This window comes from Geodermatophilus sp. SYSU D00814, from assembly GCF_054050055.1.
In genome coordinates, this window is the sequence record NZ_JBJGYP010000013.1 from 20,919 (window position 1) to 39,006 (window position 18,088).

Below are 18,088 nucleotides of genomic sequence, written 5' to 3' on the forward strand. Positions count from 1 at the left end.
CGCCGGACACCGGGTCGTGTCCGGCGGCGCCTCGAACGCAGCGGAGCGCCGCCTGGGCGGTGCTACCGAGGCTGGAGGTCCGTCGGACACGCCCTAGGACTGCCAGCGCGCGCGCACGTCGTCGGCGAAGGCGGCGTACTCCCGGACCGGGAGGACCTCCTCGAGGGTGAGGTGGTGGCTCATCGGCAGGGCACCCATCACGATCTGGTCGAGCTGGTCGTGCGACTCGACCTCCACGATGCCGATGACCCGGCGCTGCCCGGCGACCTTGTACAGGCTCTTGATGACCCCGGCCTCGATCGCGCCGAGCGCCGCCTGCGTCTCCCGCTCCCACTCGTCCCAGAACTCGTCGCGGTCGAGCCGGGTGTGTTCGACGCGGAAGCTGACGTGGAACAGCATGGGGGCGCTCCAGGGACTCGGGCGGCGCCCGCCGACGCCGCGGCTGGTCGATGGCCGACAGCGTGCCCGCGCCCCACCCGGGGGACAAGACGTCGCGGGCCCCGCAGGTGCCGACCGCGGGGCCTTCGGCGTTCCCCCGGCCGACCCGACGTCAGCCCTCCCTCCGGGCCGTCACCCCCCACCCCGCCAGGCGGTCAGGACCGCTCTGGCGGCCCGGTCGACGTCCGCCTCGGTCGTGGACCAGTTCGACACGGAGACCCGCATGAGCCGCATCCCGTGCCAGGTCGTGGCGCCCATCCAGCACTCGCCCGAGCGCTGCACGGCCGCCACCACGGCATCGGTCCTCGCGTCGTCGTCCCCGAACCGGACCAGGACCTGGTTGAGGACGACGTCGTTGACCACCGCGACGCCGTCGACGGCGGACACCTGGGCGGCGAACCGCCGGGCCAGCGCGCAGCAGCGCTCCACGAGGTCGGCGACGCCCGCACGCCCCAGCTCGCGGAGGGCCGCCCACGTCGCGAAGCCACGCGCCCGGCGGGAGGACTCCGGGACGTGGTCCCCGGGCGCGCGCAGGTCTCCCTGTCCCTGCCCGGTCAGGTACGCGGCCGTGTACGCCATCGCGGCCCGGTGCGCCTCCGGGTCGGCGCAGAACACGTAGCCGCTGTCGTAGGGGACGTTCAGCCACTTGTGCCCGTCGGTGGCCCAGGAGTCCGCGGCCGCGAGGCCCTCGACCAGGGACCGGGTGCTCGGGGAGGCCGCCGCCCACAGCCCGAAGGCACCGTCCACGTGCACCCAGGCCCCGTACCGGTGAGCGAGGGGGACGGCGGCGGCGAGGTCGTCGCAGGCGCCGCTGTTCACGTTGCCCACCTGCAGGCTGACGACGAGCGGTCCCGGGGGGCCCTCCTCCAGGGCACCGGCGAGAGCGGCCAGGTCGATCCGCCCCTGCTCGTCGGTCGCCACGGGGCGCAGGACGCCCGCACCGAGCCCCAGCAACCGCAGCGACCGGTCGATGGTCGCGTGCCGCTCCCCCGTCGCCAGCACCCGGATCGCCGGGGCGCCCCCGAGCCCGTCCTGCTCCACGTCCCAGCCGGCGTCGGCGAGCACGCGGTGCCGGGCAGCGGCCAGACCGACGGTGTTCGCTCCCTGGGCGCCGGTCACGAACCCGACGGAGGTCGTGTCCGGTAACCCGAGCAGGTCCTTGAGCCACGCGCCCGCCACGTCCTCCACGACCGCTGCCGCCGGCGACGTGACCGCGTTGAACGCCGGCTGGTCCCACGCCACGGCGAGCATGTCCGCGGCGGTGGCCGCGTCCAGGGCACCGCCCACCACGAAGCCGAAGTACCGCGGCCCCGTCGTGGCCACCAGCCCCTGCTCGACGGCCGCCGTCAGCTCCGCCAGGACGACCGCCGGGTCGGTGCCCTCCTCGCGCAGCCGGCCCAGCCCGGCGCGCACGGCGCCCGCCGCCTCCTCCCGGGGGAAGACCACGGCGTCCCGGACACCGGCCCGGTAGTCGGACGCCCGCACCGCCACGTCGCTCAGCAGGGTGTGCAGATCGGTCATCCCCGGATGGTCACAGACCACGACCCGGCGGACACCCCCCTCGCGGCCGGGGACCCCGCGGCCCGGCGGCCGGGCCGACCGAGGTCACCGGCTCCGACGGGACGCCTCCCTCACCGGTGCGACCGTGCGTCCGGCGCCAGGCCCTGCCGCAGCTCCTCGAGCGCCTGGGTGAGGCCCACCCGCGGCGCCCAGCCCCACCGGCGCGCGCGGTCGGTGCGCAGCTGCCCGGTCCAGACCGGCTCGTCGATCCACTCCGGCGCGACGCCCAGCGCGTCGGTGACCGTGCCGAGGTAGTCCCGCCACGTCGCGGGCTCCCCTGCCACGTCGACCGCGGTCGTCGCGCCGGCGACGGGGCCCTGCTCCGGGTCGTCGGCGGTCGCGATCGCGCCCGTGGCGAGGTCCGCGACGAAGCCCGCGAGGTCCTCGACGTGCACCCAGGCCCAGGTCTGCGCCGGGTTCGCGCGGCGGTCCCCGTCGCGGACCTCCCGCGGCCGCAGCGTGTTCCACACCGACGTCTCGCCGGCACCCAGGATCGCCGGCGGGCGCACCAGCACGGTCGTCAGCCCGCCGACCCGCGCCAGCGCGGCGTCGGTGGCGTTCTTGGTGTCGGCGTAGTCCCCGCTCCCCTCGGGCAGGAAGGGACCGTCCTCGGTCACGTCGCCGACGCCGGCCGAGCGGTCGTAGACCCCGGCCGTGGACAGGTGCACCAGGCGGGACACGCCGGCGTCCCGGGCGGCCCGGGCGAGGACCGGCGTGCCCTCGACGGCGACCCGGCGCTGCACCTCCCGGGGCGAGCCCATCGGGTGGACCGTCGTGACGACCGCGTCGGCGCCCCGGGTCACCGCGCGGGCGAGGGACTCGTCGGCGAAGTCGCCGACGTGCTCGGTGACCCCGTCGAGCGCCGGCGCGCTGCCGGCCCGGCGGACGACGGCGCGCACGCGCGCCCCGCGCTCGACGAGCGCCCGGCAGACGGCGCTGCCGACCAGTCCGTTCGCACCGGTCACCACGACGACGGGAGAGGAGTCGGCCACGCCGTCCACCCTGCCAGCGGCACCCCGACGGCGCCGCCGGGAGGCGTCAGCGGGACGGGTCGACGATCGTCATGCCGGCCACCGGTGCGCGGTCGAACGCCGGCAGGAGCGCCGCCGCCTCCTCGAGCCCGATGGTGCGCTCCACCAGCCGCTGGGGCTGCAGCGCGCCCTGCTCGACGAGCCGCACCATGCCGGGGTAGTCGGCCGCCGCCATCCCGTGGCTGCCCAGCACGTCGAGCTCCCAGCCGATCACCCGCTCCATCGGCACCCGCGGGTGACCACCGACGGGGGGCAGCAACCCGACCTGCACGTGCCGACCCCGACGGCGGAGGCCGAGGACCGCGGCGGCGCAGGTCTGCTCGCTGCCCACCGCGTCGACGGCGACGTGGCTGCCACCGCCGGTCAGGTCCGCGACGGCGGCCGGGACGTCGGCGCCGTCGGCACGGACCACGTGCTCGGCGCCGAGGGCGGAGGCGACGGCGAGGGCCTCGGGGTTGCGGTCCACCGCGACCACCCGACCGCCCAGCGCGCGGGCGATCATCACGGCGCTCAGCCCGACACCCCCGGCCCCCACCACGGTGACCCACTCCCCCGCGGTGAGCCGGGCGCGGGCCACCAGGGCGCGGTAGGCCGTGGCGAACCGGCAGCCGAGGCTCGCCGCAGCGGTGAGGTCGACCTGCTCGGGGACGGCGACCAGGTTCGCGTCCGCGGCGTGCAGCGCCACGTACTCGGCGAAGGACCCCCAGTGGGTGAAGCCCGGCTGCTGCTGGTCGGGACACACCTGGGCCTCACCGGCCCGGCACCACTCGCACCGGCCGCAGCCGCACACGAAGGGGACGGTGACCCGGTCGCCGACCCGCCAGCGGCCCACCCCCGCACCGAGCTCCGCGACCACGCCGGCGAGCTCGTGCCCCGGGACGTGCGGCCACGCGACGCCGTCGTCGTGCCCGGCCCAGGCGTGCCAGTCGCTGCGGCACAGCCCCGTGGCCACCACCCGCACCACCACGCCGCCGGGCGGTGCCACCGGGTCGGCCACCTGCCGGACCTCGGGCCGGGCCCGGACACCGTCGACGACGAGGGCACGCATCCCGGCATGGTGTCAGCCGCCGGCCGGCCGGGGCGCGCCCGGCACCGACCCACGTCAGGCCACGCCGTCGACGTCGCCGCACCGGACGGAGGCCGCCGCACCCGGGAGCAGCTGCGCCGTCGTCGTCCGCACCGCGGTCCGGAAGACCCGGCGGTGCCGGCCGGCGTCCATCCAGTCGGTGCCCATCGCCGCGAGGTCCTCGGGCGTCGGCGCCAGGACGCGGACGCTCGTCCCGGCCTCGATCAGCCGCCACACCTCCCAGCGCAGCCGCTGGGACAGCAGCGGGCGGCGCCAGTGCCCGAGCCGGGCGGTGGTGGACGACCGGGGAGCAGAGGCGGGCGGGGCCATCGGTGCGACGACCAGCACCTCGTCGAGGCCCTCCCCGGCCAGCAGGTCGGCGTTCGTGACGGAGACCGCGCCGCCGTCGACGTACCGGCGGCCCCCGATGGGCCGGGGCGGGAACCGGCCGGGCACCGAGCAGGAGGCCATGACCGCCTCCGCCGGTGTCGTCACCGGCTCACCCGGCGCCCCGAAGGCCACCCGCTGCCCGGAGTCGAAGTCCATCGCCACCAGCCAGGTGCGGGGACGGACGGGCCAGCCGCGGTCTCCCCAGAACCCGCCGACCAGCTCCCCCACCGGCGCGAGGTCCCCCCGGCCCCGGGGTGCGAGCGCCGCCGCCGCGGTCCGCACGGGCCGGCGGCCGGGCTGCCCCAGGGTCCGCGCCGCCAGCCGCAGGTTGCCCGGGAGGGGCACCGGCCGGGGGATGTCGCCGAGCGTGGCGCGCACCCGGCCCGACACCTCCGGCGGGACGGGGGCGGTGCCGTCGAGCGGGGACCCGTCGTCGGGGAACAGCCCGAGCATCTCGGAGGTCGGCACGCCGGCGGCGACGAGCACGGCGACCAGCGACCCGGCCGAGGTGCCCACGACGACGTCCGCCTCCGTCACCGGGAACGTCCCGGTCGCCTCCAGCGCGCACAGCGCGCCCGCGGCCCAGGCGCCGCCGACGGCACCACCCGCACCGATGACGAGACCCCGGCGCCGGGTGCCGCGGCGCGCGACGGGTCGGGGGTCGAGGTCGGGGAGACGGTGGTCCATGCCGGAAGGGTCGACCCGGGCTCGACCGCCGCGCCTCACCACCGGTGGGTGAACGCGGTCTCTGCCGGTCGCGTCAGGCGAGGGACTCCTCGATGTCCCGGCCGTGGACCAGCAGTCCGTAGATGACGAGGACGTCGAGGGCGAGGACGAGGATCGACGACGCCGGGTAGGCGCTCATGTAGGTGAACTGGGCGAGGGCGTTGATCCCGGCCAGGACGACCGTGCTCAGCCGGACCGCGCGCGTCGGCCGGGTGACCAGCAGGACGCCGAGGGCGAAGAGGGCCACCCCGAGGACGAGGTGCACCCAGCCCCAGACGGTGAGGTCCCAGACGAGCACGCGCCCGGTGCGGGTCACCGAGTAGTACGAGTCGTCGTAGATGGCGATGAGGCCGCTGATGGCGGTGGCGAAGCCGCTGAGCATCGCCATCGCGCCGGCGAACCACGCGACACCGACCCAGCCGGGACCGGTGGAGGTGCCGACCGGGGGCGGCCGCGTCGCGAAGGTGCCGGTGTCCGTCCGCGGGCCCGAGGGGGAACTGGTGGTCATGCGGCCCATCGTCGGGACCGGGGCCGCCGGCGCCTCACCCCGCGCGGGCGATCGCGCGCCGACGGCCGGGGACCTCAGCGCAGGACCGGCGGCTCCCCGACCGCGACCGCCTGCGCCACCCAGGCGCGCACCGGCGGTTCCATCGGTAGGCCCGGGATCTCCGCGACGGGGACCCACGCGGCCTCGCTGGTCTCGTGCCGGTCCCCGTGTGGCACCCCGTCGAGGTGGCGAGCCCGGAACAGCAGCGCGAACGGCTGGTGCACGTCGCCGTCCGCCGAGCGGACCACGTGCCCCGGATCGCTGAACAGGCCGGCGAACCCGGTGACCTCGACCCGGACACCGGCCTCCTCGGCGGTCTCGCGCACCGCGGCCTCGGCGGCGCTCTCGCCGACGTCGACGTGCCCGCCCGGCAGCTCCCAGGCGCCGCTGTCGCAGCGCCGCACGAGGAGCAGGGCGCCGTCGTGCCGGCGCACCGCGACGAAGACCGAGGGGACGACCCGGGTCGCCGCCGGGGCCAGGGGATCGTGGAAGTACACCTGCCGCGTCACTGCTGCGCGGTCGGTCGTGGTCATGGCGGTGCCCGTCTGCGTGGTCCGGAGCCTGCTCCGGACCAGCCTGCCGCGCCCGGGCGTCGCCGGCATCCTGCGCGCAGGGTGAGCCGGGGACACCCCCTGGTGCGCCCCGGCTCACCTCCGGCGGCGACGGCGCGGTCGGGGCCCACCGCTCACCGGCGACCACCGTCCGACGCCCCGGCGACGGCCGGGGCCTCCCACGCCGGGACCCGGCGCTGGTGCCGGAGCTGGAGGTACTCGTCGACGGCGACGACCGTCGGTGCGAGGAGGGAGAGGCCGAGCACGACCAGCCACTGCCCGCCGCTGAGGGACGTGGTGTCCAGCAGCCGCTGCAGCATGCCGAGCTCCCGGCGGCCCACGTCAGCACCCAGCCCAGCGGGGACCTGGCCACGGTGCGCGTGTGGTTCGAGTTCGGCGAGCCGGCGCCGACCCGGCAGGCGCTGGAGCTGGCCGTGGCGACGCTGCTCGGGATCGTCCGGGAGCTGCTCGGCCGCACGTGGGAGCCGCTGTCGCTGTGCTTCACCCACCCGGCCCCGGCGTCGCCGTCGGCCCACCTGGCGGTGTTCGGGCCGCGGCTGCGGTTCGGGCACGACTTCACCGGCCCGGTCTTCCACGCCACGGTGCTCGACGCCGCGAGCACGACGTCCGATCCGCTGCTGCGGCCCTACGCCCGGCAGCTCCGGCAGGCGATCGGCGCTCCCCCGGCGGAGACGGTGACCGGCCGGGTGACCCAGCTGGCGGAGATGCTGCTCCCGCTCGGCCGCTGCTCGACGCAGCAGGTCGCCCGGAGCCTGGGGATGACGCCGCGGACGCTGCACCGGAGACCGGCCGCGGAGGGGCACTCGTTCTCCTCGATCGTGCACGGCACCCGCGAGGCGATGGCCGAACGCCACCTCGCGACCGACCGCTACTCGCTGACCGACGTCTCCGAGCTGCTCGGCTTCACCGCGCCGAGCGCCTTCTCGCGGTGGTTCCGCCAGCGTCGCGGGGTGAGCCCGACGGAGTGGCGGGCGCGGGCCGGCCGCGCCGGCCCGGGGTGACCTCCCCGGCCGCCGGGGAACCGGCGCAGCACCGGGGCCCGGCTGCGTCGGCAGCCGGGCCCCGGGTCGCCGGAACGGTCAGCTGGTGGCGGTGGCCCGCTCCTCGTCCTCGGAGAAGACCGCGCGCAGCTTGTCCTCCTGCTCGTGGCTCAGGTTGGTCTCGACGAGCACCATCTGCTGGCCCTCGAAGGCCTCCCGCACCTTGTCGGTGACCGCGCCGGAGGACAGGACGAACAGCGCGGAGGTACCCGGCTGGATCTCGTCCCGCATGCGGCGGATGAACGAGTCGTCGATGCCGACGTCGGTCATGCTGCCGGTGAGTGCCCCCATGCCGGCGCCGATCGCCATGCCGAGCAGCGGCACGAAGAAGATCAGCCCGAAGAGCATCCCCCAGAACGCGCCGCCCAGGGCCCCGGCACCGGCCATGCTGGTGAGCTGACGGGTCTTCGGCTTCCGGGCGCCCTCGGGGTAGGTGACGATGGCGGCGTCGTGGATGCGGATCAGCTCCTTCCGCTGCAGGTCCTTGAGCGTCTCCTCCGCGATCGCGGCGCCGTTCGCGGTGGGGAACTTCCAGACGGTCATCGTGGCCATCGATCTCTCCTCGGGTGTGCTCGACCGAGCCGAACGGCTCGGGGTCCTGGGACGGGGGTCACGAGTTGAGGATCTGGCTCTTCTGCAGCTCGAACTCCGCCTCGTCGAGGACGCCGGAGTCCCGGAGCTGCGCCAGTTCGCGCAGTTGCGCCAGCTTCGTGTTGGTGTCGGTGCGCTGGGGTGCCGGCTGGCCGTACTGGGGCTGGCCGTACTGGGGTTCCGGCGGCGCGGCGGCCTGCTGCTCGGCCCAGCGCCTGCCCTGGCGGCGGGAGACGCGGTTGGAGACGGCGGTGGCCGTCCCGGCGACGATGGCGGTGCGGGCCATCCCGCGGAGCAGGGGCATGTCGACTCCTGTCTGGGTCGGTGGGGGGGGGGGGGGGGGGGGGGGGGGGGGGGGGGGGGGCGGGGGGGCTGGGGGGGGGTGTGGGGGGGGGGGGGGCCCGGGGGGGGGTGGGGTGGGGGCGGCCCTCCCGGGCCCCCCCCCCCCCCCCCCCCCCCCCCCGGGGACGGGTCAGCTCACGGCAGGGGTGGCCGCGCGCCCGCCGGGGTGCCAGAAGGCCGCGACGAGGAGCAGCACGCCGAAGATGGCGACCTGGGCGCCGAGCGCCAGGGAGAGCACCAGCACGGTGGCCTCGGGCCAGGAGACGGCGAGGACGCCGACGAACACGTTCACCGCACCGGCGAGGGCGAGCCACCCCCAGCCGGGGATCTCGTGGCGGCCGACCACGGCGACCCCGACCCGCGCGCCACCGTGGACGATCAGGGACAGCCCGGTGATGAGGGCCAGGGAGAACAGCGTGATGCCGGGCCAGGCGATCGCGAGGAGGCCGCCGACCACCAGGACCGCGCCGAGGACCACCGAGGACCACCGCCGCTGCTCGCCGGCCCACCCGAGGGCGGCCTCGAGCAGCCCGCCCAGGATGAACGAGAGCCCGACCAGCAGGGCCAGGGTGCGCGCGGCGGCGGCCGGCTGGAACAGCAGGACGACGCCGAGCACGACGGCGGCGAGGCCCAGCAGGCCGACCACGACGCGCACGCCGGTGTGCCTGCTGGGGGTCGCGCCCGCATAGCGGCTGGACACGTTCGCGGTCATGCCGGCTCCTCCCCCGGACCGATCCGTCCGGGCCGACCCTGCCGTCCGGGACCCCGGCCGACCTCATCCCCCGGGGATGACGCAGGGCGGGGCCGGCCACCGGCACCGTCTGCGGCATGAGCAGGTCTGGTGGCGGTTCGGCGGGAGTCGGGTCGAGGTGCGCGACGGCGGTGGTGGCCGTGGTCGTGGGAGCGGGACTGGCCTCCTGCTCCTCGGACGCGGAGTCCGGGACGGCCGCGGGGACCACCCCGGCCCCCGACGTGTGCGGGTCGGCCGACGCCCTCCGGACGTCACTGGCCGCGCTCGGGGACGTCCAGGTGGTCCAGCAGGGCACCGGCGCCCTGGAGGAGGCCTGGGCGACGGTCCAGGACGACTGGGCGCGGTTCGCCGACGCCGCCCGCGCCGAGTACCGCGACGAGGTCGACGGCGTGCAGGCCGACGCCGACGCGGTCGGGGACGCCGTCGACGCGGCGCAGGGCTCCCCCTCCGCCGACACGCTGGGCGCGGCGGCCACCGCCGTCGGGACCTTCCTGCAGGGGGCCGGTGCCCTCGTGGACGAGACGAGCTCGACGTGCTGACCGCCGAGCGCCCTGGACCGGCGGCTCCGGTCGACACCCCGCACACCCGGCGGCCGACCCCGCGGGAGCGGCGGGCCGCGGGCAAGGCCCTCCGGGCCGGTGCGCCGCTCGCCGCGCACGCCGTCCTCTCCCGCACCCCGGCCTCGCCGGACCCGCTGACGCTGCTGGAGGAGCAGGCCGCCGACCGGCTCCCGGAGCTCGCGCCGATCCGGTACGGGCGGATGCTGTCCTCCCCGTTCGCGTTCTACCGCGGGGCCGCCCGGGTCATGGCCGCCGACCTCGCCGGCGCCCCGGCGTCGGGCCTGACCGTGCAGATGTGCGGGGACGCGCACGTGTCGAACTTCGGCCTGTACGGCTCGCCCGAACGCCGGCTGGTGTTCGACGCCAACGACTTCGACGAGACCCTCCCGGGGCCGTTCGAGCACGACGTCAAGCGGCTCGTCGCCAGCCTGGTCATCGCCGCCCGCGGCAAGGGCATCGGCCGCCGGCAGCGGCGTGCCCTCGCCGTCGCGGCCGGCGCGCGCTACCGGGAGGCGATGACGCAGTTCGCCGGCATGCGCGACATCGACGTCTGGTACTCCCACATCGACGCCGACGACCTCCAGCAGCGACTGGCCCCGCAGCTCGACGACAAGCCGCGCCGTCGACTGGCCCGGGCGCTGGAGAAGGCGCGGACCCGGGACACGCTGCAGGCCTTCGGCAAGCTCACCGAGGTCGTCGACGGCCGGCTGCGCCTGCGCGCCGAGCCGCCGCTGCTGGTGCCCCTGCGCGACCTGGTGCCGGAGCCGGAGGAGCAGCAGCTCGCCGCGGCGTTCGGCGGGCTGATCGGCCAGTACCGCCGGTCCCTGCAGTCCGACCGCCGCACGCTGCTCGAGCGCTACGCGTTCGTCGACATGGCCCGCAAGGTCGTCGGCGTGGGCAGCGTGGGCACCCGCTGCTGGGTCGTGCTGCTCGTCGGCCGCGACGAGGACGACCCGCTGCTCCTGCAGGTGAAGGAGGCCGCGCCGTCGGTGCACGCGGAGTTCGTCGGCCGCAGCCGGTACTCCAACCAGGGCCAGCGGGTCGTCGCCGGGCAGCGGCTGATGCAGCAGGCCAGCGACGTGTTCCTGGGCTGGCAGCGCAGCGCCGGCATCGACGGGGTCGAGCGGGACTTCTACGTCCGGCAGCTGCGGGACTGGAAGGGCGCCTTCGAGATCGACGAGCTGCGCCCCGCCGGGCTGCAGAGCTACGGCGAGCTGTGCGCCTGGTGCCTCGCCCGGGCCCACGCGCGGTCCGGGGACCGCATCGCGATCGCCGGGTACCTGGGGTCCTCCGCGGCGTTCGAGGAGGCGCTGGCCGACGTCGCGGAGGCCTACGCCGACGTCAACGACGGCGACCACGGCCGGCTGGCCGAGGCCGTGAGCGCCGGCCGCGTGCAGGCGACCACCGGCGTCTGAGCTCACCCGGGCCGGATGACGCCTCGCGGGCCGGGCCGGGCGGAGCATGCCGCGCGTGGACGCCGCCTCCCGCGACAGGCCCGACCGGCACGGACCGGCGCGGGACGACCCGCGCGAGCCGCGGCTCGCGCCCGTGCCCGGCCGGCGGGCGCTCGTGGTGGCCCTCGGCCGGACGCTGCTCAGCGTCGCCGCCGTCCTGGCGCTGTACGCCGTCCTCCCCCTGACCAGCCGGCCCGGCCTGGAGACGCTGCTCGCGCTCGTCGCCGGCCTGCTGGCCTTCGGCCTGATCGTGACCTGGCAGGTGCGGGCGATCCTGCGCTCCCGCCACCCCGCGCTGCAGGCGGTGGAGGCGGTCGCGGTGTCGATCCCGCTGTTCCTGGTCGTCTTCGCCGGGGCGTGCCTGGTCGTGGCGGCCGGCGACCCGGACGCGTTCTCCGAGCCGCTGAGCCGGATCGACGGGCTGTACTTCGTGGTCACGGTCTTCGCCACGGTGGGCTTCGGGGACATCGCGCCGGTCAGCGACGCCGCGCGGGTCCTCACGACCGTCCAGATGGTGGGCGACCTGGTGCTCATCGGGCTGGTGCTCCGGGTCATCCTCGCCGCGGTGGACCGGCGCCGGCGGGAGGAGCCGGCGGGCGCCGGCCCCTCCTGATCCGGACGGTCACACGCCCAGGAGCCGGTCCTTCTCGCGGCCGAACTCCTCGTCGGTGAGGACGCCGGCGTCGCGGGCCTCCCCCAGCCGCACCAGCAGGTCCAGCCGGCCGCTCAGGGTCGTCATGGTCTCCGGCGTCAGGCCGGCGGGCACCAGCGGTGCGGTTCCGGGCGCCGCGGGGGCCACCGTGTCGACGAGGGTGGCGGTCGACGCGCCGTTCGGGCTGGCCTCCGGGGACGGCACCCCGACCGACCGCGGGGCCGGCACCGCGACGGGGACCTCCGCGGGCGGCACCGCCGCCGTGGAGCCGGCCACACCCGCGGGCGCCTCCCCCGGCTCGCCGGCGGCCGCCTCGGGGGCCTGGTCGACCAGCCACGACAGCGCGCCGAGGTAGAGGCCGACCAGCGCGGCGGTCCAGATGAGCACGGACAGCGTCGGCTCCGGCCAGAACAGCAGGAGGAGCACCCCGACGGAGATCCCCGCCCAGCGGGCCGCGACCAGGTGGTCGCGCAGCACCGCGCCGAGGCGGGCGCTGCGCCGGCGCAGCTCCAGGCCCTCGGTGAAGGCCCGCCACCAGGCCTCGACGCGCTGCGTCCAGGACTCCCGGGTGGCCGCGACGGCCTCGCCCGGTGCGGCGCCCTGGGCGGCCAGTGCCCGGGCCTCCTGGCGCCGGCGCAGCTGCGCCCGCGCCGACGCCAGGCCCGTCCGGATCCCGGCGACGATGCCCAGCCGCCCCCAGACCAGGGTCAGCACGAGCACCAGCAGGACGGCGGCCAGCAGCCACAGCGTCCAGGACCGCAGGCTGGCGGCCAGCACGTCGTACACCGCACCCACGGCGTCCCGGTTCTCCTCGCGCACCTGTGGGAGCAGCAGACCGCGGGTCACGCGCAGCGTGGCGAGCAGCAGCAGGAGGAGCACGGTCGTGGTCACCGCCCAGGCCCGCAGCGTGCCGCGGCGGCGCCGGGAGACCCCGAGCGCCCCGGCGAGCGCGGCCAGCGCGACGAGGCCGAGCCACCACCACGCCGAGTCCAGCAGGTCGATGGCCGTGTAGACCTGCGGGGCGTCGGCCGGGGTCAGCAGCGTGACGCCCGCGTCGTCCGGCAGCAGGTCCAGCACCTGGCCGGCGACCCCGTCGCGGGCGGAGGCGGGCACGAGGGCCTTCGCCTGTCCGAGGGTGTACTGCACCGGCTCCCCGGCGACGAGCTGCTCCTGCGCGGAGGTCAGCGCGGCCCGCGTGAGCGGCCGGAACGGGTCGTTGGTCAGCAGCCGCTGCACACCGGCGGCGACCACCGACTGCACACCGCTCTCCACCGTGGGCCCGAACCGCTGCAGCCTCTCCGGCAGCACGGCCACGGCCTCGTCGACGGCGTCCTGCACCGCCGGCTGGGCCATCACCGTCTCGGTCACCCGCTCGTTGACGCGGGACTCGACCTCCGGCAGGTCGACGATCGTCTCGACGTTGGACACGAACGCCTCGGTGTCGATCACGTTCTGGCGCGTCCACAGCGACACACTCGCCAGGACCAGCGCGACGGCGCTCACCACGATGAGCAGGCCGGCGACCAAGCGACGCATGGGTTCTCCCCTCCCGCGGCAGGCGGGCGCGGCGCCCAGCCGACGCCGGTCAGCCTGGTCCCGGGCGGGCAGCCGCTCATCATCCCCCGGGGATGAGGACCGGCGCCGTCCGCTCTCCGACGCTGGGCGCCGTAGCCACCAGCCCTCCAGGAGGAACCATGACCCAGACCGCCCCCGACAACGCCCTCGGCCGCATCGCCCAGGGTGAGGCCCCGGTCCTCGAGACGCTCCTCGCGATGAACCTCGACGCGCTGGAGCGCTCCGGTCTCGACGACGAGACCTACCTGCTCGTCCGGCTGGCCGCGCTGGTGGCCATGGACGCCCCGCCGGTCTCCTACCTGATCACCCTCGGGGTGGCCGAGGAGGCCGGGCTCACGGTGGAGAAGGCGCAGGCGGTCCTGGTCGCGATCGCTCCCGTGGTCGGCAGCGCCCGGGTCACCGCAGCGGCCGGCGCGATCGTGCGGGGCGTCCTCGGTGCCGCGGCCCTCGGCGACGGGATGATCCCGGAGCAGCGCAGCTCGTGAGGCGCCCGCCGTAGCCGCTGCGGCCGGCCCCGCAGGCGCAGCGCACCGCCGCCCCCCGTTCCCCGGTGCCACCGGGGGACGGGGAGCGGCGCTGTGGCCCACCGCTGGTCGGACCACCGCTGGTCGGACTACCGCTCGTCGATCTCCCGGCCGTGGACCGTGAGGGCGTGGACGGCCACGACGGACAGGGCGATCACGACCGTCGACCACGCGGGCGAGGCGGCGAGGAACCCGAGGTTCACGACGGCACAGGCCACCGCGAGGCCGATGCCCGAGAGCCGGGCCCACCGGTGCCCGCCCTGCAGGATCCCGGCCCCGGCCGCCACCGCGAGCAGCCCACCGAGCAGGTGCACCCAGCCCCACGCGGCGTACCCCTCCACGACGAACAGCTCGTTGGCCCGCTGGCCGAGGTCCTGCTCGTCGAGCAGGGCGACCAGCCCGAGGAGCGCCCAGGACAGGCCCAGCAGCACCATGAGCACGGCGCTGAACCAGACCCACTCCGGCGCCTCCGGCGACGGTGTCCGGGCCGGGGACGACGGGACGGTCCCCTCCGGCGCTCTGGGATCGGCCCGGGACGGGGACGGGACCTGGGACATGACGGGTCCTCCGGAGGCGACGGCGGGATCGGGACGGCCCGACGGGCGGGGAACGGGCCGCGCGGCCGGGGTCAGGCGCGCGGCGCGGGGACCATCTGCTGGTACTCGGCCGGCGTGACCGCTCCGCTCTGCAGCAGGGCCCGGGCCTTCTGCAGCTGCTCGGCCTCCGCGTCGGCCGCCACGGACCGGATGTAGGCCTCGGTGGCGCGCTGCTGCTGCTCCACGGCCCGGATCTGCCGCTCGGCCATCCCCCGGCCCTGCGCGATCAGGTAGACGAGCACGCCCACGACCGGCACCAGCAGCGTGACGACGACCCAGGCGGTCTTGACCCAGCCGCTGATGTCGCGGCGCGTGAAGAGGTCCCCGTAGACGCGGAACAGCAGCATGAACCACAGGACCCAGCCGAAGACGATCAGCGTGGTCCAGAACAGGTCGAGCAGGGGCATCGGTCCTCCTCGGGACGGGTGTGGGGGGATGGTGGCCAGGCGGCTCCCGGGCGCTCATCACCCCGCCGGGGTGACCGGGTCGCGACGAGGGGTCAGCCGTGCCCCCGTGGCGTGTCGGACGGCCGCGGGGGGCCGGCGGTGTCGCCGTGCCCCCGCGGCTCCTCTCCCGGGGCCGCCCCGACGACGCGGGGCGCCGTCGCTCACGCAGGGGTGGTGTCGGACGGCTCCGGACCCGCCGTGCGGACCTCCAGCAGGTCCAGGCCGAGGCTGCGCAGGCGTTGCAGCATGCCGTGCAGGCCGGGCTGGTCCGTCGGTTCGGTCCTGAGGATGGTCAGGGGTGGTTCCTCGCCGAAGTCCTCCGCGCCGATCTCCTCGAGGAGGTCGGCGGGGACTCGTCCACGCACTCGGAGTTCGTACACCCGACGTCCCATTCTCCGTGCTCCCTCGTGATCGGTGCGGACACCGTCCTGCAGGGGCCCTCCCCCGGAGCCACTCGACCGTCGACTCGCCCGGACGCCCGGGCCCCGAGACGCTCGGCGGGTCCGATCCGATGCGCCGAGCCTCGTCCTGCGCGGGCGCCCGCGGCCTCCTCCCCCCTGGATGAGGCGGGCACCGGCCGCCGCGTCGCCGCCGCGGGTCGCCGCCGGCGCCCGGCCGTCCCGTGCGGTCGCCGGGGTGGGAGGGGTGCACGCGCGTCCTCGCCGGGCCGGGCGCCGCCGTCCCGCCTGCAGTCATCCGGGCGGGGGGATGGGCCTCCCCGGGCCGGCCCCCACCCTGGTCCCGACGACTCCCCGCACGGAGGTGGGCCATGGCCGCGGCCGCCGACGACTACCCGCTGGTCGACCTGATGTGGACCTTCGTCCTCTTCTTCGCCCTGCTGGTCTTCTTCTGGCTGCTCATCACGGTCTTCGGGGACCTGTTCCGGCGGCACGACGTGTCCGGGTGGGGCAAGACCGGCTAGGTCGTGTTCGTCCTCGTGCTGCCGCTGATCGGCTCGATCACCTACCTCGTCACGCAGGGACGTGCGCTGGCCGACCGCGACGTGCGGCAGGCCCAGCACGCCCGGCAGCAGACCGACGACTACATCCGCTCGGTGGCGGCCCCCGGCTTCCGCGGGGTCGACGAGATCACCCGCGCCAAGCAGCTGCTCGACCAGGGCGCGATCAGCCAGGAGGAGTTCGAGCAGCTCAAGCGGCGGGTCCTGGTTTGACCCCGCGAGCCCGCACCCCGGTCCCGCCTGGCCCCACACCCACCCGACCACGGACCGGAGGGCCGCCGGATGACCGAGGAGCGGGACACCCTCGCGCGCCGGTCGCTGCGCCGCTTCACGCTCGGCTCGGGGCCGCTCAAGCGAGGCTCGGACCGGATCCAGGTCGCCGGCCGGATCGTCGTCGTCCTGTCGTTCCTCCTCGCCCCGCTGCTCGCGGTGGTCGTGTCGACCGCCACGGCGGCACACCTCTCCGCGGTCGCGGCGGCGGAGGCCGCCGAGCGCTCCCGGACCCAGGCCGTCCTCCTCGAGGAGGCGCCGGGACCGGTGCGGCGCGGCGACGGCACCGGGGGCGACGGCACCGGGGGAAGCACCCTCGCCACCACGGTCCCGGTCCGGGCGACGTGGCCGGCACCCGGCGGTGCGTCCCGGGTCGGGCCGGTGCCGGTGCCGCCCGGGACGCCGGCCGGCACCGCCGTGCCGGTGTGGGTCGACCGGGAGGGCGACCTCGCCGCGGCACCCCGCGACCGCTCGGGCATCCCGACCTCGGCGGCGACGGCAGGGGCCGTGCCGCTGGTCGGGGTGCCCCTGGTCGCCTGGACCCTCCACGTCCTGCTCGGCCACGTCCTGGACGTCCGGCGCGAGCGCGCGTGGGAGCGGGAGTGGGCCACGGTCGGGCCGGACTGGCACTCCCGGCTGCTGTAGGCACCCTCCGGCCCCGGCGGGGGATCCGGAGCCGGAGGGCGACCCTCAGCCGACCGGTGCGGCCGGCTCGGACGGGGACCCGGCGCGGGCGCCCTGCTCCTCGCCCTCGAGGGCCTCGAGGGCGTCGAGCGCGGCGACCAGGGCCTGGACCGGGACGTGGCCGGCTGCGACCAGCTGGCCGCCGGAGCGGCGCAGGGCGGTGGCGAACGGAGCTGCCCAGGCGTTCTCGTAGACCAGCACGCCGGCCGCGGTGCCGGGCTCGAGCGCGGCGGCCGCCTCGGCGACGTCGTCGGGACCCAGCAGGCCGGAGGCCGCGCCGTCGAACAGTGCCGCCTCCAGGACCCGCATGCGGTCCAGGTCGACCTGGGTGAGCGTCGTGACGGTGCCGTCCTCGTCCTTGCGCAGGAACACCAGGTCGAGGATGCGGATGATCCCCTGGTCGACGAGGTCGACCAGGAGCGGCAGCGCCTCACCGGTCATGCGGTCGGTCGGGAAGGCCACCACCAGGTAGTCGACGGGACCCATCTGGGCCAGGTCGGGGGCCTGCTCGAGGTCTGCGGTCACGGTCTCCCCCTGCGGGCGGTCGACGGGAACGGACACCGGTCACCGTCCCCGGTCACCGGGCGGTACACGTCACCCGGGGCGGACGATCCCGCCCGATCCCCCGAGAGCCCCTCGGGGGCGTGCGGTTCCCCGGCCGCGCGCGACGGCACCCGCCCGGACGTGCTCGACCGGGCGGGTGGGGCTCCCTCGTCCCCCGCTGGACGCCGGGGGTGCGGCGCTGGTCAGCGCAGTCCCTTGACCTCCCGGCCGTGGACGATGATCGAGAAGATCACGATGACGTCCAGGGTGATCATGATGGCCGACCAGATCGGGTAGGCCGAGATGAACACCAGGTTGACCAGGGCGCTCAGCGCGGCGATGCAGACACCCACCACGCGGGCCACCATGTTGCCCGCCAGCAGTCCCAGGCCGGTGAGGATCGCGACGACGCCGATCGCCGTGTGGATCCAGCCCCAGGTGTTGTAGTCCACGTCCACCACGAGCCCCTCCGACGTGACGGCGTAGAAGCCGTCGTCGAAGAGGGCCACCAGCCCCTGGACGATCTGGAAGGCGCCCAGCGTGATCAGCATGACGGCGCCGAAGACCACCCAGCCGGCCCAGGCTGTCGGCGGCTCGTCGTACGGGACGCCGGTCTGCGTGGATGAGCGGTGCGAGGTGTCGGTCATGAGCCTGTCCTCCGAGGTCCGCCCCCGGCTGCGGCCGCCCCTCGCGCGGGACCGGTCGGCGGGGTGTCCGATGGCGTGCGCCGCCATCGTGGGACCCGGCGGGCGGCCCGGCATCGTCCGTCCTG

At 76.3% G+C, this 18,088-nt stretch carries 25 protein-coding genes; 8 read left to right on the forward strand and 17 right to left on the reverse strand.

Annotation, left to right across the window (positions count from 1 at the left end; translation table 11 throughout):
• Positions 1-93: 93 nt before the first annotated feature.
• The 8 genes from ACI780_RS11785 to ACI780_RS11820 form a co-directional block, all read right to left on the reverse strand.
• Positions 94-399, reverse strand: coding sequence for a muconolactone Delta-isomerase family protein (locus tag ACI780_RS11785; RefSeq protein WP_456872472.1), 306 nt, complete (start codon positions 397-399; stop codon positions 94-96).
• A gap of 171 nt (positions 400-570) precedes the next feature.
• The gene (locus tag ACI780_RS11790; protein ID WP_457003099.1) at positions 571-1,959 is read right to left on the reverse strand and encodes a pyridoxal phosphate-dependent decarboxylase family protein; all 1,389 of its coding nucleotides are present in this window, start codon (positions 1,957-1,959) and stop codon (positions 571-573) included.
• Between the two features lie 110 nt (positions 1,960-2,069).
• A complete protein-coding gene (locus ACI780_RS11795) occupies positions 2,070-2,990 on the reverse strand; it encodes an NAD-dependent epimerase/dehydratase family protein (RefSeq protein ID WP_457003101.1) in 921 nt (306 codons plus the stop codon).
• Positions 2,991-3,036: 46 nt separating this feature from the next.
• Positions 3,037-4,077, reverse strand: a complete 1,041-nt coding sequence (locus ACI780_RS11800; protein ID WP_456872475.1) for an alcohol dehydrogenase catalytic domain-containing protein — start codon at positions 4,075-4,077, stop codon at positions 3,037-3,039.
• A 54-nt stretch (positions 4,078-4,131) separates the two neighbouring features.
• On the reverse strand, positions 4,132-5,172 hold the full coding sequence (locus tag ACI780_RS11805; RefSeq protein WP_457003103.1) for a patatin-like phospholipase family protein: 1,041 nt from the start codon (positions 5,170-5,172) through the stop codon (positions 4,132-4,134).
• A 73-nt stretch (positions 5,173-5,245) separates the two neighbouring features.
• Positions 5,246-5,719 carry a DUF7144 family membrane protein gene (locus ACI780_RS11810; protein WP_456872477.1) on the reverse strand — a complete coding sequence of 158 codons (474 nt, stop codon included), beginning with the start codon at positions 5,717-5,719 and terminating at the stop codon, positions 5,246-5,248.
• 74 nt (positions 5,720-5,793) lie between these two features.
• Positions 5,794-6,291: an NUDIX domain-containing protein gene (locus tag ACI780_RS11815; protein WP_457003106.1), complete on the reverse strand. Its 498-nt coding sequence runs from the start codon at positions 6,289-6,291 to the stop codon at positions 5,794-5,796.
• A gap of 152 nt (positions 6,292-6,443) precedes the next feature.
• Complete coding sequence (locus tag ACI780_RS11820) at positions 6,444-6,629, reverse strand: hypothetical protein (protein WP_457003235.1); 186 nt, start codon at positions 6,627-6,629, stop codon at positions 6,444-6,446.
• Here ACI780_RS11820 and ACI780_RS11825 point away from each other — a divergent pair.
• Complete coding sequence (locus ACI780_RS11825; protein WP_457003233.1) at positions 6,621-7,331, forward strand: helix-turn-helix domain-containing protein; 711 nt, start codon at positions 6,621-6,623, stop codon at positions 7,329-7,331. The genes ACI780_RS11820 and ACI780_RS11825 overlap by 9 nt on opposite strands.
• Before the next feature lie 78 nt (positions 7,332-7,409).
• Here ACI780_RS11825 and ACI780_RS11830 read toward each other — a convergent pair whose 3' ends face one another.
• From ACI780_RS11830 to ACI780_RS11840, 3 genes are all read right to left on the reverse strand, one after another.
• On the reverse strand, positions 7,410-7,922 hold the full coding sequence (locus ACI780_RS11830) for a DUF1269 domain-containing protein (RefSeq protein ID WP_457003108.1): 513 nt from the start codon (positions 7,920-7,922) through the stop codon (positions 7,410-7,412).
• A 58-nt stretch (positions 7,923-7,980) separates the two neighbouring features.
• Positions 7,981-8,265, reverse strand: a complete 285-nt coding sequence (locus tag ACI780_RS11835; RefSeq protein ID WP_456868474.1) for an SHOCT domain-containing protein — start codon at positions 8,263-8,265, stop codon at positions 7,981-7,983.
• 168 nt (positions 8,266-8,433) lie between these two features.
• Positions 8,434-9,015, reverse strand: a complete 582-nt coding sequence (locus tag ACI780_RS11840) for an HdeD family acid-resistance protein (RefSeq protein ID WP_456868475.1) — start codon at positions 9,013-9,015, stop codon at positions 8,434-8,436.
• A 116-nt stretch (positions 9,016-9,131) separates the two neighbouring features.
• Between ACI780_RS11840 and ACI780_RS11845 the strand changes: the two genes are divergently transcribed.
• The 3 genes from ACI780_RS11845 to ACI780_RS11855 are packed head-to-tail and all read left to right on the forward strand — an operon-like array spanning position 9,132 to position 11,681.
• On the forward strand, positions 9,132-9,593 hold the full coding sequence (locus ACI780_RS11845) for a hypothetical protein (protein WP_457003110.1): 462 nt from the start codon (positions 9,132-9,134) through the stop codon (positions 9,591-9,593).
• Positions 9,587-11,029, forward strand: coding sequence for a DUF2252 domain-containing protein (locus tag ACI780_RS11850; protein WP_457003112.1), 1,443 nt, complete (start codon positions 9,587-9,589; stop codon positions 11,027-11,029). Before ACI780_RS11845 ends, ACI780_RS11850 begins: the two co-directional genes overlap by 7 nt.
• A gap of 55 nt (positions 11,030-11,084) precedes the next feature.
• Positions 11,085-11,681 (forward strand): potassium channel family protein, encoded by a 597-nt coding sequence (locus ACI780_RS11855; protein ID WP_456868478.1) that lies wholly within the window; start codon positions 11,085-11,087, stop codon positions 11,679-11,681.
• 9 nt (positions 11,682-11,690) lie between these two features.
• On the opposite strand, the gene ACI780_RS11860 is transcribed toward ACI780_RS11855, so the two are convergent.
• The gene (locus tag ACI780_RS11860) at positions 11,691-13,256 is read right to left on the reverse strand and encodes a hypothetical protein (RefSeq protein WP_457003114.1); all 1,566 of its coding nucleotides are present in this window, start codon (positions 13,254-13,256) and stop codon (positions 11,691-11,693) included.
• Between the two features lie 158 nt (positions 13,257-13,414).
• Between ACI780_RS11860 and ACI780_RS11865 the strand changes: the two genes are divergently transcribed.
• Positions 13,415-13,780, forward strand: a complete 366-nt coding sequence (locus tag ACI780_RS11865) for a carboxymuconolactone decarboxylase family protein (protein WP_456868480.1) — start codon at positions 13,415-13,417, stop codon at positions 13,778-13,780.
• A gap of 128 nt (positions 13,781-13,908) precedes the next feature.
• Here the strand turns inward: ACI780_RS11865 and ACI780_RS11870 are convergent, their stop codons facing one another.
• The 3 genes from ACI780_RS11870 to ACI780_RS11880 all read right to left on the reverse strand — a co-directional run bounded on the left by ACI780_RS11870 (position 13,909) and on the right by ACI780_RS11880 (position 15,226).
• Entirely contained in the window at positions 13,909-14,376 is a 468-nt protein-coding gene (locus ACI780_RS11870; protein ID WP_457003117.1) for a DUF7144 family membrane protein, read from the reverse strand.
• 71 nt (positions 14,377-14,447) lie between these two features.
• The gene (locus ACI780_RS11875) at positions 14,448-14,822 is read right to left on the reverse strand and encodes a PLDc N-terminal domain-containing protein (RefSeq protein ID WP_456868482.1); all 375 of its coding nucleotides are present in this window, start codon (positions 14,820-14,822) and stop codon (positions 14,448-14,450) included.
• A gap of 200 nt (positions 14,823-15,022) precedes the next feature.
• Positions 15,023-15,226 carry a hypothetical protein gene (locus ACI780_RS11880; RefSeq protein WP_456868483.1) on the reverse strand — a complete coding sequence of 68 codons (204 nt, stop codon included), beginning with the start codon at positions 15,224-15,226 and terminating at the stop codon, positions 15,023-15,025.
• Between the two features lie 404 nt (positions 15,227-15,630).
• Here ACI780_RS11880 and ACI780_RS11885 point away from each other — a divergent pair, with 404 nt between their 5' ends.
• The 3 genes from ACI780_RS11885 (at position 15,631) to ACI780_RS11895 (ending at position 16,734) form a co-directional block, all read left to right on the forward strand.
• A complete protein-coding gene (locus tag ACI780_RS11885; RefSeq protein WP_457003119.1) occupies positions 15,631-15,783 on the forward strand; it encodes a hypothetical protein in 153 nt (50 codons plus the stop codon).
• Between the two features lie 3 nt (positions 15,784-15,786).
• A complete protein-coding gene (locus tag ACI780_RS11890) occupies positions 15,787-16,032 on the forward strand; it encodes an SHOCT domain-containing protein (protein WP_457003121.1) in 246 nt (81 codons plus the stop codon).
• 69 nt (positions 16,033-16,101) lie between these two features.
• Positions 16,102-16,734, forward strand: coding sequence for an Rv1733c family protein (locus tag ACI780_RS11895; protein WP_456868485.1), 633 nt, complete (start codon positions 16,102-16,104; stop codon positions 16,732-16,734).
• Positions 16,735-16,779: 45 nt separating this feature from the next.
• Here the strand turns inward: ACI780_RS11895 and ACI780_RS11900 are convergent, their stop codons facing one another.
• Both ACI780_RS11900 and ACI780_RS11905 read right to left on the reverse strand, forming a co-directional pair.
• The gene (locus ACI780_RS11900; RefSeq protein ID WP_456868486.1) at positions 16,780-17,298 is read right to left on the reverse strand and encodes a DUF6325 family protein; all 519 of its coding nucleotides are present in this window, start codon (positions 17,296-17,298) and stop codon (positions 16,780-16,782) included.
• A gap of 221 nt (positions 17,299-17,519) precedes the next feature.
• Positions 17,520-17,963: a DUF7144 family membrane protein gene (locus ACI780_RS11905; RefSeq protein ID WP_456868487.1), complete on the reverse strand. Its 444-nt coding sequence runs from the start codon at positions 17,961-17,963 to the stop codon at positions 17,520-17,522.
• Between the last annotated feature and the right edge of the window lie 125 nt (positions 17,964-18,088).

Coding starts and splice junctions, on each gene's coding strand:
- ACI780_RS11785 (WP_456872472.1), bottom strand. CDS start 399: ATGCTGTTCCACGTCAGCTTCCGCGTCGAACACACCCGGCTCGACCGC.
- ACI780_RS11790 (WP_457003099.1), bottom strand. CDS start 1,959: ATGACCGATCTGCACACCCTGCTGAGCGACGTGGCGGTGCGGGCGTCC.
- ACI780_RS11800 (WP_456872475.1), bottom strand. CDS start 4,077: ATGCGTGCCCTCGTCGTCGACGGTGTCCGGGCCCGGCCCGAGGTCCGG.
- ACI780_RS11805 (WP_457003103.1), bottom strand. CDS start 5,172: ATGGACCACCGTCTCCCCGACCTCGACCCCCGACCCGTCGCGCGCCGC.
- ACI780_RS11810 (WP_456872477.1), bottom strand. CDS start 5,719: ATGACCACCAGTTCCCCCTCGGGCCCGCGGACGGACACCGGCACCTTC.
- ACI780_RS11815 (WP_457003106.1), bottom strand. CDS start 6,291: ATGACCACGACCGACCGCGCAGCAGTGACGCGGCAGGTGTACTTCCAC.
- ACI780_RS11820 (WP_457003235.1), bottom strand. CDS start 6,629: ATGCTGCAGCGGCTGCTGGACACCACGTCCCTCAGCGGCGGGCAGTGG.
- ACI780_RS11830 (WP_457003108.1), bottom strand. CDS start 7,922: ATGGCCACGATGACCGTCTGGAAGTTCCCCACCGCGAACGGCGCCGCG.
- ACI780_RS11835 (WP_456868474.1), bottom strand. CDS start 8,265: ATGCCCCTGCTCCGCGGGATGGCCCGCACCGCCATCGTCGCCGGGACG.
- ACI780_RS11840 (WP_456868475.1), bottom strand. CDS start 9,015: ATGACCGCGAACGTGTCCAGCCGCTATGCGGGCGCGACCCCCAGCAGG.
- ACI780_RS11845 (WP_457003110.1), top strand. CDS start 9,132: ATGAGCAGGTCTGGTGGCGGTTCGGCGGGAGTCGGGTCGAGGTGCGCG.
- ACI780_RS11860 (WP_457003114.1), bottom strand. CDS start 13,256: ATGCGTCGCTTGGTCGCCGGCCTGCTCATCGTGGTGAGCGCCGTCGCG.
- ACI780_RS11865 (WP_456868480.1), top strand. CDS start 13,415: ATGACCCAGACCGCCCCCGACAACGCCCTCGGCCGCATCGCCCAGGGT.
- ACI780_RS11870 (WP_457003117.1), bottom strand. CDS start 14,376: ATGTCCCAGGTCCCGTCCCCGTCCCGGGCCGATCCCAGAGCGCCGGAG.
- ACI780_RS11875 (WP_456868482.1), bottom strand. CDS start 14,822: ATGCCCCTGCTCGACCTGTTCTGGACCACGCTGATCGTCTTCGGCTGG.
- ACI780_RS11885 (WP_457003119.1), top strand. CDS start 15,631: ATGGCCGCGGCCGCCGACGACTACCCGCTGGTCGACCTGATGTGGACC.
- ACI780_RS11895 (WP_456868485.1), top strand. CDS start 16,102: ATGACCGAGGAGCGGGACACCCTCGCGCGCCGGTCGCTGCGCCGCTTC.
- ACI780_RS11905 (WP_456868487.1), bottom strand. CDS start 17,963: ATGACCGACACCTCGCACCGCTCATCCACGCAGACCGGCGTCCCGTAC.